Source organism: Stenotrophomonas sp. PI_27, from assembly GCF_027854495.1.
Taxonomy (GTDB): domain Bacteria; phylum Pseudomonadota; class Gammaproteobacteria; order Xanthomonadales; family Xanthomonadaceae; genus Stenotrophomonas; species Stenotrophomonas pavanii.
On sequence record NZ_JAJNOF010000019.1, the window covers coordinates 44,851 to 57,454 of the forward strand.

Here is a 12,604-nt window from a genome sequence, read left to right on the forward strand (position 1 = left end):
CGGCTCACAACTTCAGGTCGAGCAACCCATCACCCAGATCCTCGTCAGACAACGTCTGCTGGATCAGGGCCCGATGCGCCTGCTCGCTCCACAATTCGAACTTGTCGCCCATGCCGAGCAATACCGCCTTCTTCTCAATGCCCACCGCACCGCGGTGGCTGGCGGGGATGCTGATGCGACCGTTGCCGTCCAGTTCCAGATGGGCGGCCGAGCCGACCAGCTTCTGCTGCAACAGGCGCACGACGCGCTGGGTGTTGGGCTTGGACATCACATCGTCGCGGACCCGCTCCCATTCCGACTCTGCGTACAGCCACAGGCAGCCGGCTTCGAACGGGTTGTAGGTCAGCACGAGACGGTTGTTGCTGGCGCGCGCGACGAGGTCGCGGTAAGCGGTGGGAACCGCCATGCGCCCCTTGTCGTCAACTGTGATGGCCGTCTCGCCCTGGAACACGACGCCTGCACCTTGTCCTTCGCCCGGTGAAACATTGAACCACGAAAACCCACAAAACACCCGGATTTCCCTCTGATGCCCACCTTAGCAGCGGGCGGAGGGTTGTCAACAACTTTTCAGCAGGGAAATCGCCAGCCGCATCAATGGCTTGCAACAACCTTTAGAGAATTGTTCAAGGCTTATCCACAAGTTGCTGATCCGTCTCAATTTTTGAGATTGAACGGAAGTTCAGGGGCGTGGACAGGGCGTGAAACATCAGCCGCGCATTCATCCGGAGCGGGCCGGAAACGGCGCCAGACTGCGCAAACCGTGCACAATGAAGCCATGTGCCTGCTCGCTCTTGGCTGGATGCACCACCCGCGCTGGCGGCTGGTGATGGCCGGCAACCGTGATGAGTTCCACGCCCGTCCGACGGCGGCGCTGGCCCCCTGGCAGGATGAGACGTCGGTCATCGGCGGTCGCGACCTGCGCTCCGGCGGAGGCTGGGCCGGGGTTGGCGCCTCGGGCCGGATGGCGGTGGTGACCAACGTCCGCGACCCGCTGGCCGCCCAGACCGGTCCTTCACGCGGGGCACTGGTGGCCGACTTCCTGCGCGGCCGCGACCCGGCGGCCGTGCATATCGACCGCCTGGCGACCGTGGCTGGCGCCTACGCCCCGTTCAATCTCCTGCTGGCCGATAGCGACAGCCTGGAGTACCTGGGCAACCATCCCGCCGAACGGCAGACCCTCGGTCCGGGCGTACATGGCATGTCCAACGGCGCGCTGGACGCCCCCTGGCCGAAGACCCGGCGGCTGATGGCGGCCCTTGAAGCCTGGCTGCAGGAAGACGGGGTCAGATCCCTTTCGCAGCGCGAAAGGGATCTGACCCCGCTCTGGGCCGCGCTGGCCGACGAACACCGCCCCGCCGACAGCGACCTGCCCGACACCGGCATCGGTCTGGAGCGCGAGCGCTGGCTGAGCCCGGCCTTCATCCGCGGCGACGACTACGGCACCCGCGCCAGCACCGTGCTGCTGATCGATGGCGACGGCCACGGCGAGATCCACGAGCGCCGCTTCGGCCCGCAGGGTGTCCCCAGCGGACAGAGCCACGTCATTTTCTGACCCGGTCATGACGGCCCTTGGCCGGATGCTCTTGGCGGGGGGGGTAGTGCCGGCCGCTGGCCGGATTCGGTTGCCAGCGTGGTAGTGCCGGCCGCTGGCCGGATTCGATTGCCAGCGTGGTAGTGCCGGCCGCTGGCCGGCAGCGCTGCGATGTCTGGACAGACAGGACGTTGCCGGCCAGCGGCCGGCACTACCCGCACGCGTGTCGTCATTGAAGTGACGGTCGTCGTCAGCGCACCACGCCTGAAACGTCATTCAGCTTCCAGCGCCGACCGCGATCCGCCCGTGCCACAGGGTTCCGGCATCGCAGCCCGCCCACTGTGTCCTTTTCGCATTCGGCACTGTGTCTATAAATGTCGGCCCTCACCTCCCAGGGTGGTCGCGCCCGGCCTTTCGCCGCGCGATCGACCGCAACCACAAGGAGGCCCCATGCGCCGCATCCTCATCCTGCTCGCCACCCACCTGCTCACCCTCGGCCTGGGCTTCGGCCTGGGCGTCTACCTCCTGCCGATCCTGATCGCCCCCGATGACCCGCCGGTGGAACAGGTACAGGCCGCCATGAAAGACGCCACCTACCGCACCACCTTCCGCCGCGACCTGAAGGGCAGCGACGCAGTGCACTGGGCCGAAGGCAAGGTCAGTGTCAGTGCCACCCAGGTCGCCTTCGACGGGAAGATGGGACCGGGCCCGGATTACAAGGTGTACCTGGTGCGCGACTTCGTCGACAACAAGGCCGACTTCCTGAAGATCAAGGCGCAGGCCCAGCGCATCGGCGAAGTGAAGACCTTCAACCGCTTCCTGGTCGAGGTGCCCGCGAACGTGGATGTGGACGACTACACCACCGTCGTGGTGTGGTGCGAGCGCTTCTCGCAGTTCATCTCGGCCGGGCAGTACCGTACGCCGGACTGAGGACCGCGCGACGTCGAGCTAGTGCCGGCCGCTGGCCGGCAGCACTCTGTCCGCCGCTGCGGGCATCGTGAAGCTGCCGGCCAGCGGCCGGCACTACCGATGCGCGGTTCATGCATATCGAAGAAAGAGGCGGAGCCGGCCGATAAGCCGGGTTCTGTCGTGGACAGTCATTCCTCTAGGCGTTACGTCACCGCAACGCTCAAGCAACCTACCCGGATCCAACGCGGGCCGCGCCAAAGGATCCCTATTTGGTCTTGCTCCAGGTGGGGTTTGCCGTGCCGGTCTGTTGCCAGACTCGCGGTGCGCTCTTACCGCACCATTTCACCCTTACCGGCCTTCCGAAGAAGACGTAGGCGGTATCTTTCTGTTGCACTTTCCGTCGGCTTGCGCCGCCCAGGCGTTACCTGGCACCTTGCCCTATGGAGCCCGGACTTTCCTCGGCACCCCCGAAGGGATGACGCGACTGTCTGGCCGACTCCGCCAGCGCATATTCTAGCGTACGCACGCCCTTCCTGCCGTGCCGATCGCGGCGTCCGGTTCATCCACGCGTGGCGTGGCTCTAGCGGCCCTTCGCCCTCGCCATCACCGCCGCCCGCGACTCCAGCACCACCCCGACGATCAATTCCCGCACCTGCGGTTGCAAACCGTCCCCTTCAATGCGGCGGACGCGCACGTCCACGCGATCGCCCGGCGCGTGGGCTTTCAACGCTTGGCCGATACCGAAGACGGTCTTCACTCGGGTACCCGCCACGGCGAGCACCTCATCCCCCTTGCGCAGGCCGGCGCGATGGGCCGGACCTTCGTCAGGCTCGGATTCGATCACGGTCGCGCCCCCCATTTGAACGCCGAGGACCGGGCGCAGCGCATCGCTACGCGAATCCCCTTCCCCGGCCTGCTCGCGCGCCAATTCGGTGGCGCCCAGCAGTGCATCGTCCAACCCCGCATCGAAATGGGGCGCGTTGTCCACGAATGCGGCGCATTGCCACGACGCGCGCTCGGGCACCGGCTCGCGCCCCGCACGCAGGGCCTGCCGCAGGTCGCGCCATTGCGCTGCGCTGACGTACCGCTGCTGGCTGTTCACCAATTGCTGGTAGGCCGCCTCGATCTGTGCGTGGTTGTCGGCCCCCACCTGCAGACATCCCTCGTAGTTCTCCAACGCGTCACGTGCCGCGCGATAGGTCAGGTAATTGCTGTAATCGCGGACCGACTGCAGCCGATTGAATTCGACCAACCCCGGATCGAACAGCAGGTAGCCAACATAGTCCGGGCCCAGATCGGCTTCGGTAATGGCCGCAGGTGGCGGCCCTTCAGCTGCAGGAGCTGGCACGTCGGCCAGAGCGAACAGCAGGAACAGTCCCTTTTCCAGCATCTGTCTTCCCTCCCTCAAGTAAATTTGAGAGCTTCACTCCTTCACCTCCGGAATTCCGCCGCTCACTCGCATTGCAGCGTCCCAGGCTGTGAATGACCCATGCAGGCCTGCACGCTTTTCAGGACTTTTCGTCCAGCTCCCGTCGAAGATCGTCGACCCATCGCTTTCTGCTGCTACGGTCATACTCGGCCGGCGAGAACGGCATCGACGCACGCGCATAATCGTCGATCAATGCCAGCAGCGCCTGCCTGTCGACACGCGCGTCGAGAGGAGCGTGGGTGTCACTTGCGAGTGCGACCAGTTGTTCCTGGAGCAGCTCCTTTCTTGCGATGCCGGCGCCGGTGGACGGATCTGCGATACACAGACCGAAGGTCCCGTTGAAGAAGTGCGGGAGCAGCAGTTGCACCTTGTCGTGCGCAGCGTTGGCATCCCCAAGCACGGCTGTCATGTAGCCCTCGAGCTCCTGCAGCAGAACGTCGACCACAGCCGCCCGCTCACTGCCCGGTGGTGCATCATCGGCAATGCGTATCCAGCGTGCGCAATCGGTACGGAAGTACTCCCCCACAAGGTCTTCGCTGATGGGAATGGAGCCGAACACTGCAGATCGGATGGTGCCACCCTCGCAGGTGTAGGTGGGCTGCGGCACCGCACCCACTGCAATCAGGCGACTGAGTCTTTCTTCTGACACATTGCAGAATGCGGCGAACGCATCCTTTGGCAGGAAATGAGCTTGAAGGTAGGCTGTCAATGCCATCTCGAACAATTACTCCCAAGGGGGGATGAAGAGGCGTGTGCCGGAGCGTCTTCGTCCAGGACAGACATCCCGAGCACCGGTCCTCACGCCTCAGAGGCCTCGGAAATGGGGTCACACTACGGACACCCTTCCGCATCGGGAGTATCCGCACGGGCTCCACTGATCTCAATGTCGCTCTGCAGGACGTCCCGTAATACCCAAGGCTGCTGGGTTCGTACGATCATCAGTGGGTCGGTCATTGCTGCTCATCACGACATTGCCTGTCCCCGGATTCGTCCCTCAGCCGCGCACGTGAGCACGTTCACGCGCCAGAGGTTGGCGCCCCTCCGGCGGATCCGAGCCGTTTCGCATTTCGCGCCGCGCGCTCCGGGACATGGCCCGGAGCGATCCATCAACTGCCGTACAACGCCTTGCGCGGCGCACCGGTCAGTTCCGCGGCCAGCTTCGCGGCGGTCGACGGCGGCAGGTGCTCGCTCAGCTTCGCGTAGACGCGGCGGCCGTGTGCCAGCTGCGCCTCCTCGTCATCGCCGGCGCCCTGCACCATCACCACGAACTCGCCCTTGCGCTGGTTCTCGTCGGCCTCGACCTTCGCCAGCAGGCCCGCCAGGTCGCCATCAAGCACGGTCTCGAACAACTTGGTCAGCTCGCGGGCCAGCACCGCCGGGCGCTCGCCGCCGAAGATCGCCGCCATGTCGGCCAGCGATTCGGCGATGCGGTGCGAGGATTCGTAGAACACCATCGTGCGCACTTCGCCGGCCAGCGCCAGCAGGCGGTCGCGGCGGCCGCTGGCCTTGGCCGGCAGGAAGCCCTCGAAACTGAAACGGTCGCTGGGCAGGCCGGCCACGCTCAGCGCGGCGATGGCGGCGCAGGCGCCGGGCACCGGGCTGACCTTGATGCCCGCCGCGCGCGCGGCACGCACCAGGCGGAACCCCGGATCGCTGACCAGCGGCGTACCGGCGTCACTGACCAGCGCCAGCGACTCGCCGGCCTGCAGGCGCGAGACCAGGCGCTGCGCCAGCGCCTCCTCGTTGTGTTCGTGCAGGGCCACCAGCGGCTGCTGGATGCCGAAATGGGACAGCAGCTGGCCGCTGCGGCGGGTGTCCTCGGCACAGATGGCCGCCACCGAGCGCAGCACCTCCTGCGCGCGCGGGCTCAGATCGGCCAGGTTGCCGATCGGGGTGGCGACGACGTACAGGGTTGGGACACTCATTTCAGCGGTACTCACGGGGCAAGGGTAGAATCGTAGCGTGTACCCGGCCAAGGCCGCTGCCCTCATCGCATGGACCCGATCATGAACAAGCCCGCCGCACGGATCTCCGCCCTGTCGTTGTCGCTGATGCTGCTGGCCGGTTGTGCCACCACCAGCCTGACCAGCACCCCCGATTCGCCGGCCCAGGGCCAGGCGCTGGCGCTGATCGAACAGGGCAAGCCGCGCGACGCCGCACTGCAGCTGGAAGGCCTGGCCGCCACGCTGCGTGGCGGTGCCCGCAGCAACGCACTGGCCGATGCGGCCTGGGCCTGGCACCTCGCCGGTGACAGTGCCCGCGCGCGCAGCCTGCTCGGCCAGCTCACCGCCCGCCAGCTGTCCGGCGCCAGCCTGCAGCGGTACCAGCTGACCAGTGCCGAGCTGGCCCTGGCCGACAAGCAGCCGGCGCAGGCGCTGGCCCTGCTGAAGGACCATGGCGACAACGTGCTGCCGGCCCTGCGTACGCGCTGGTACCTGGCCCGTGCCGGCGCCCTGCAGGGCACCGGCGATGCCTTCGGCGCCGCCACCGAGCGCGCCCGCGCCCATGCCAGCCTGACCGGCAGTGCGCGCAGCGATAACCAGGCCGCCATTGCCGGCCTGCTCGGCACCCTCGACGACGCCACCCTGCGCAGCCGCGCCGCCGCCCTGCCGGCCAACGACCCGCTCTACAACTTTGCCGGCCGCGCACTGATCGCGCGTGGCCTGCCGCTGCCGCGCCCGTTCGACCGCGATGGCGCGGCCCAGTTCGACACCAGCAAGCGCCCGCCGGCGATGAGCGACGGTTACCGCCCGCCGGCCAAGCTGGCCGTGCTGCTGCCGCTCAGCGGCCGCCTGGCCACCGCCGCACAGCCGGTGCGCGATGGCCTGTTGAGCGCCTACTACGGTGAAAGCCGCCGCCGCCCGGACATCAACTTCTTCGACACCGCCGGCACCCCGGCCGGCGCCCTCGCCGCCTACGACAAGGCCGTTGCCTCCGGTGCCGACTTCGTGGTCGGCCCGCTGGGCCGCGACGAAGTGGACGCGGTGTACGGCCGCCAGCAGCTGCAAGTGCCGGTGCTGGCCCTGAACCGTGGCAAGGACGCACCGCCGGCCGGCAGCGCCGGCTTCTCGCTGGCACCGGAAGACGATGGCATCGTCGCGGCCGAGTACCTGCGCGGCCGCGAGCGCGGCAAGGCGCTGGTGATCAACAGCGCCGACGACACCGGCCGCCGTGCCGCCGCCGCCTTCGCCCAGCGTTTCGCCCAGCGCGGTGGCCAGGTCGTGGCCACGGTCGGCGTCAGCGATGCGGTGGGCGACGTCAGCGCCCAGGTGCGCAACGCCGGCCAGGTCGATGCCGTGTTCCTCGCCGTGCGTGCGCCGCAGGCCCGCCTGCTGGCGCCGCAGCTGGCGCTGGCCGGTGCCGGTGGCGCGACCCGCGTCGGCACCTCGCAGCTGACCGTCGGCAGCGGCAAGGTGGAAGAAGACGTGGCGCTGGACGGCATCGTCTACCCGAACGAAGCCTGGAACGTGCGCAGCGTGTCCGGCCTGCCGTCGGCCAGCCAGGTGGCCAGCACCCTGCCGAGCGCACGCGGTGCGGCCGGCCGCCTGTTCGCCTTCGGTGCCGACGCGTGGAAGATCACCGCCTACCTGGACAAGCTGTCCAACGAAGGCGGCCTGGACGGTGCCACCGGCACCCTGTTCCTGGACAGCAATGGCAACATCCTGCGCCAGCCGGCATGGTCGACCTTCAGTGGCGGCCGGCCGATGCCGATCGTCGGTGGTCGCTGAGCGCAGCCAACGGGGCTCGGCGGTGGAAGCCGCCGCCGAGCAGCACCTGCAACTGGCCGGACTGCAGCCGCGTGCACGCAACGTGCGCTATCGCGGCGGTGAACTGGACCTGGTGATGGACGATGCCGGCACCGTGGTGTTCGTGGAAGTGCGCTACCGTGCGCGATCGGATTTCGGCGGTGGCGCCGCTTCGGTCGATGCGCGCAAATGCCGGCGCCTGGCCCATGCCGCGCAGCTGTACCTGCAGGACCACCCGGCGCTGGCCAATGCGCCCTGCCGCTTCGACGTGGTCGAAGCCACCGGCGAACCGCCGCAGCTGCGTTGGCTGCGGGATGCGTTCCGATTGGATGACTGCTGATGGTTACTGTTTGCCGGCCAGCGGCCGGCACTACCCGTCGGGCCTGCAGCCGGCCAGCGGCCGGCACTACGCGTCGGACCCGCGGTCGGTACTACCATGGTGCGTGACTGATGCCGTCGATCATCACCCATGCCGCTGTGCCGCTGGCGCTGTGGTGCGCCGCTGATCGTGGCCGCATCCCACCGCGCCTGCTGGCGGCCGGCGTGATCGCAGCGATGCTGCCCGATGCCGATGTACTGGCCTTTGCGCTGCACATTCCCTATGCGGATGCCTTCGGCCATCGCGGCGCCAGCCATTCACTGCTGTTTGCGTTCGTGCTGGCGGCGGTAGCGGCGGTGTTGGCATTCTTTGGTAGCGGCCGACCTTGGTCGGCGGTTTCGTGCCAACCAAGGTTGGCACCTGCCAAGGCAGGGCCAACGGCGGCATCGACCGTACAAGCCGCTGTATTCGTGTTCATCTGTGCCGCCAGCCATCCACTGCTCGATGCGATGACCTCCGGCGGCCTCGGCGTCGCGCTGGCTTGGCCGTGGAGCGAACAGCGCTTCTTCGCACCGTGGCGACCGATCCGGGTTTCACCGTTTGCCCCACAGTTCTTCAGCGCACGCGGCCTGGCTACCCTGCTCTCCGAACTGCGCTGGGTGTGGCTGCCGCTGGCCGGCGCCGTTGTCGCCTGGAAACTGATCCAACCCGCTCCTGCTGCCCAGCGAGATCCGTCATGAGTACCGCACTGCCTGCTGCCCTGGTTGCCGAACTGTCCGCCCTGCTGGGCGCGGAGGGCTGGCGCATGGATGACCGCGCGCTGGAGGCCAACGCGCAGGACAACTCATGGCGCCGCCAGCGCCCGGCGGCGGTCGCGCTGCCGGCCGACATCGAACAGGTGCAGGCACTGGTGCGCGCCTGTCGCGCACATGGCGTGGCGCTGGTCGCGCGCGGCGCCGGCACCGGCACCACCGGCGCCGCCGTTCCACAGCCGGGCAGCATCGTGCTGTCGTTCACCCGCATGGACCGCATCATCGAGATCCGGGCCGGTGATCGCTGCGCAGTCGTGCAGCCGGGCGTGCTCAACGGCACCCTGCAGCAGGCCCTGGCCCCGCACGGCCTGTTCTGGGCACCGGATCCTTCCAGCGCCGAGATCTGCAGCATCGGCGGCAACCTGGCCTGCAATGCGGGCGGCCCGCGCGCGGTGAAGTACGGCACCAGCCGCGACAACGTGCTGGGCCTGGTGGCGGTGACCGGCACCGGCGAGGTGATCCGTTGCGGTGGTGCCTACACCAAGGACGCCACCGGCTACGACCTCACCCATCTGCTGGTGGGCAGCGAAGGCACGCTGGCACTGATCGTGGAAGCCACGCTGAAGCTGACCCCGTTGCCGGTCAGCCAGGCCGGGCTGCGCGTGCTGTACCGCGATGCCGATGCCGCCGCCGCCGCCGTATCACGCTTGATGTCGCAGCCTGTGGTGCCGACCCGCCTGGAGTTCATGGACGCGCGCAGCCTGGAACTGCTGCGACTCAATGGTGCTGACGTGCCGGAGGCCGGTGCGATGCTGCTGGTCGAGGCCGATGGCGACCACGACACCCTGCCCTATCTGCTGCAGGCCCTGGCCAGCGCCGCCGAAGGCGACGGCATGATCGAACTGGACGTGGCGATGGAAGGCCGCGCGCGCGACCAGTTGTGGGCGGCGCGCAAGGCGCTGTCGCCTGCGCTGCGCAGTGTGGCGCCGGGCAAGATCAATGAAGATGTGGTGGTCCCGGTGTCGCGCATTCCGGAGCTGGTGGCCGGCGTGCAGGCGCTGGCACGCGACTACACGCTGACCATCGTCACCTTCGGCCATGCCGGCAACGGCAACCTGCACGTCAACATCCTCTACCACCCGGACGATGCTGACGAGAACGCACGCGCGCAGGCCGCGCTGCCAAAGATCTTCGCGCTGACGCTGGCGCTGGGTGGCACGCTGTCGGGCGAACACGGCATTGGCCTGGCCAAGCGCGATTTCATGGCGCAGGCCTTCACCCCGGAAACGCTGGCGACGATGCGCGCGATCAAGGCCGCGCTGGACCCGGACGGCATTCTCAACCCGGGCAAGGTGCTGCCGCCGGCGTAGACCGAACGCTCTCCTGTAGAGCCGAGCCGTGCTCGGCTGCTCTCCCTCCAGATCGCGCAAGCCGAGCGTGGGCTCGGCGCTACACCGTCTTGTCGGCTGCTATATCGATCAGGGCTTGTCGGAAGCTGGGCAGCAGCACGCGGTTGCCATGGCCACTCAGGTGATCGTTGTCGAAGAACAGCGGTTCGCCCTCTTCCACCGCCGAACAGGTCTGCGGCCCGCACAGCAGCGGCAGCGGATCCCATACGGTCAGTGACGGGTAACGTGCCGCCAGGTCATCCAGCAGTGCCATCTGCGGCACGCGCAGCATTTCCAGATCCGCACGCGGCATGCTCAGACCGCCGGCACACGCCGGATTGCGGCGGTTGAACCAGTCCGAACAGCGGTACGCACCGGCCTTGAACAATGGCAGCGGTGCATCGATCACCACGTGTACGCCCAGCTTCTGCAAACGCCCCAGCACGCGATCGGCTTCGTCGCGTGCCGCCTGTGCATGCGCCGGCGTGCGCTCGGCCAGCAGCTGTTGATAGATCGGCGGTGCGTCCTGCTGCTGCCAGTCGAAGCCGCGCAGTTCCGGCATGCGCAAGGCCGCCAGCAGCACGATGTCACCCGGGCGCGCCTCGCGTTCGATGGTCGACAACGTGTCTTCAATGAAGTCCTGGCAGTTAGCCGGGCTGGCCCGTAGCAGGTTGACGAAGCTGCAGCCGCCGCGATCCTGCTGGCGCACCTCCATGCCGGTCTGCCGCGCGACCATGCTGGTCATGGTGCGATACGCCGCCGCGTGCGAATCACCGGCCACGAACAGGCGCCGCCCTTCGAGCGCCGGCGCACGCACCGGCTCCAGCGGTCGCCACGCCGGGTAGCGGCGCGCCTGCCATGCGTAGCCGTCGCGGGTGACGCTCAGCGAGACCTGCTCGTGGTACTCCACCGTGGCCCAGGCGCCGGCACCGCACAGCGCCACCAGTGGAAACGCCATCGCCAGCACCTTGGCCGGTACCAGCCGCAGCAGCGGCGCCGCACTGCGCAGCGGGCGCTCGATGACGTGGTAGGACGCGGCCGACACCGCCAGCAGCAGCACCGGATACAGCCACAGCGCAAAGCCATGCAAGCCATACGTCCAGCGCAGCAGCACCAGCAGCGGCCAATGCCACAGGTACAGCGAATAGGACAACCGGCCCAGGTAGGCCAGCGGTGCGCACCCCAGCGCACGGGCGATGCGCGATCTCCCCGCTGTCGACACGCTCGCCAACAACAGCAGGGTACCGGCCACGGTGGCCAGCACACCCGGTACTGGCATCGCCAGCTGCGGGGCAATCACCACGCCTGCGGCCAGCAGCGCCAGCCCGGCCGCTGCAACCGCGTCACCGTTCCGGCCCGGTGTGCGCGTACGCATCCACTGGTACAGCAGCGCGCCCGCGGCCAGCTCCCAGAACCGCGCCGGCAGCAGATAGAACGCTGCCGCCGGTGCCGTTTGCGCCTGCCAGCCCGCCCACGCCAGCGACAGCACGGTGAGCACCGGCAACAACCAACGCGACCACGGCCAGCGCTCACGCCCGCGCAGCCACACGAAGAACAACAGCGGGAAGACCAGGTAGAACTGCTCCTCCACGCCCAGCGTCCATGTATGCAGGAACGGATTGAGCTCAGCACCGGGTGAGAAGTAATCGTCCTGCTGGCCGGCCAGTACGATGTTGCTCAAGCCGACCAGCGCGGCCCAGCCGGTCTGGTCGAACTGCTCGTTGCGCCACGCGCGGGGAATGAACAACGCCGACAGCACGAAGGTGGCCATCAGCATCACCAGCAGCGCCGGCAACAAACGCAGCACGCGGCGCCGGTAGAAGTCGAGCAGCATCGCGCCCAGCGACGCAGGGGTGCGCGAGGCCAGCGACTGGCTGATCACGAAGCCGGACACCACGAAGAACAGGTCCACCCCGGTGAAGCCACCGGGCAGCCAGGTGGCGTTGGTGTGGAAGAGGACGACGGCCAGCACCGCCAATGCGCGCAGGCCATCGATGGCGGCGTTGTGGGAACGTTCGGCAGGGAACACGCGGGCAACCAGAAGCGAGCAATTGGCCAGCATCGCCACCTTCGCCGCAGTCATTCAATGGTCAATTGCGACAGAGCTGGGCGTCGTTCAGGTCCGGTCCCGGACCGGCGCGATTGTAGAGTCGAGCCATGCTCGACTGCCCTACCTTCACTCGGCTCCACAGCAGCAACTGGGGGTCAGAGCCCATTGCCGTGGCAATGGGCTCCGACCCCGCTGCACACCCGCTTACCAGGCCCTGCGCAGGCCCAGCTGGCCGCCCACGTTGCGGTAACCATGATCGCCGCGCTGCACGCTCATGCCACCCCACGCGCCCCAGCGCTGGCCCAGCTTCAGCTCGGCACCGGCCTGCACTTCATAGCGGTTGCGCGGCACGTCCGCACCCAGCGTGTCGCCGTTGAACTGCAACGTGCTGCTGCCGCTGCCACGCAGCCAGTTCACGCCCAGGTAGGGCTGCACGGAGTTGCCGGCGGCCGTGCCATGGCCGAACACACGCACGCCCAC

General features: G+C 67.9%; 12 protein-coding genes and 1 other RNA gene. 6 read left to right on the plus strand and 7 right to left on the minus strand.

Going from position 1 to position 12,604, the window contains the following annotated elements; translation table 11 throughout:
- Window positions 1–4: 4 nt before the first annotated feature.
- Window positions 5–451, minus strand: a complete 447-nt coding sequence (gene mraZ / locus LRM18_RS18860; RefSeq protein ID WP_004143635.1) for a division/cell wall cluster transcriptional repressor MraZ — start codon at window positions 449–451, stop codon at window positions 5–7.
- 324 nt (window positions 452–775) lie between these two features.
- Between mraZ and LRM18_RS18865 the strand changes: the two genes are divergently transcribed.
- Window positions 776–1,552 carry an NRDE family protein gene (locus LRM18_RS18865; protein WP_270955268.1) on the plus strand — a complete coding sequence of 259 codons (777 nt, stop codon included), beginning with the start codon at window positions 776–778 and terminating at the stop codon, window positions 1,550–1,552.
- A gap of 429 nt (window positions 1,553–1,981) precedes the next feature.
- Window positions 1,982–2,461, plus strand: coding sequence for a DM13 domain-containing protein (locus LRM18_RS18870; protein WP_182067956.1), 480 nt, complete (start codon window positions 1,982–1,984; stop codon window positions 2,459–2,461).
- A 127-nt stretch (window positions 2,462–2,588) separates the two neighbouring features.
- On the opposite strand, the gene rnpB is transcribed toward LRM18_RS18870, so the two are convergent.
- The 4 genes from rnpB to rsmI all read right to left on the minus strand — a co-directional run bounded on the left by rnpB (window position 2,589) and on the right by rsmI (window position 5,794).
- Window positions 2,589–2,940: RNase P RNA component class A (gene rnpB, locus LRM18_RS18875), an RNA gene on the minus strand.
- A gap of 80 nt (window positions 2,941–3,020) precedes the next feature.
- Window positions 3,021–3,830, minus strand: coding sequence for a PDZ domain-containing protein (locus LRM18_RS18880; RefSeq protein ID WP_270955269.1), 810 nt, complete (start codon window positions 3,828–3,830; stop codon window positions 3,021–3,023).
- A 118-nt stretch (window positions 3,831–3,948) separates the two neighbouring features.
- Window positions 3,949–4,584, minus strand: coding sequence for a DUF6058 family natural product biosynthesis protein (locus LRM18_RS18885; RefSeq protein WP_270955270.1), 636 nt, complete (start codon window positions 4,582–4,584; stop codon window positions 3,949–3,951).
- Window positions 4,585–4,975: 391 nt separating this feature from the next.
- Window positions 4,976–5,794: a 16S rRNA (cytidine(1402)-2'-O)-methyltransferase gene (gene rsmI / locus LRM18_RS18890; protein WP_270955271.1), complete on the minus strand. Its 819-nt coding sequence runs from the start codon at window positions 5,792–5,794 to the stop codon at window positions 4,976–4,978.
- An 81-nt stretch (window positions 5,795–5,875) separates the two neighbouring features.
- Between rsmI and LRM18_RS18895 the strand changes: the two genes are divergently transcribed.
- The 4 genes from LRM18_RS18895 to LRM18_RS18910 all read left to right on the plus strand — a co-directional run bounded on the left by LRM18_RS18895 (window position 5,876) and on the right by LRM18_RS18910 (window position 10,056).
- Window positions 5,876–7,597, plus strand: a complete 1,722-nt coding sequence (locus LRM18_RS18895) for a penicillin-binding protein activator (protein WP_049468247.1) — start codon at window positions 5,876–5,878, stop codon at window positions 7,595–7,597.
- The gene (locus LRM18_RS18900; protein WP_270955272.1) at window positions 7,587–7,955 is read left to right on the plus strand and encodes a YraN family protein; all 369 of its coding nucleotides are present in this window, start codon (window positions 7,587–7,589) and stop codon (window positions 7,953–7,955) included. Before LRM18_RS18895 ends, LRM18_RS18900 begins: the two co-directional genes overlap by 11 nt.
- A 110-nt stretch (window positions 7,956–8,065) precedes the next feature.
- Window positions 8,066–8,674: a metal-dependent hydrolase gene (locus LRM18_RS18905; protein ID WP_270955273.1), complete on the plus strand. Its 609-nt coding sequence runs from the start codon at window positions 8,066–8,068 to the stop codon at window positions 8,672–8,674.
- Window positions 8,671–10,056 carry an FAD-linked oxidase C-terminal domain-containing protein gene (locus LRM18_RS18910; protein WP_206632189.1) on the plus strand — a complete coding sequence of 462 codons (1,386 nt, stop codon included), beginning with the start codon at window positions 8,671–8,673 and terminating at the stop codon, window positions 10,054–10,056. The genes LRM18_RS18905 and LRM18_RS18910 overlap by 4 nt, the downstream gene beginning before the upstream one ends.
- Window positions 10,057–10,135: 79 nt before the next feature.
- Here LRM18_RS18910 and LRM18_RS18915 read toward each other — a convergent pair whose 3' ends face one another.
- Both LRM18_RS18915 and LRM18_RS18920 read right to left on the minus strand, forming a co-directional pair.
- Window positions 10,136–12,157 (minus strand): acyltransferase family protein, encoded by a 2,022-nt coding sequence (locus LRM18_RS18915; RefSeq protein WP_270955275.1) that lies wholly within the window; start codon window positions 12,155–12,157, stop codon window positions 10,136–10,138.
- A 171-nt stretch (window positions 12,158–12,328) separates the two neighbouring features.
- A partial coding sequence (locus tag LRM18_RS18920; RefSeq protein ID WP_270955277.1) for an autotransporter outer membrane beta-barrel domain-containing protein occupies window positions 12,329–12,604 on the minus strand: 276 nt, incomplete at its 5' end.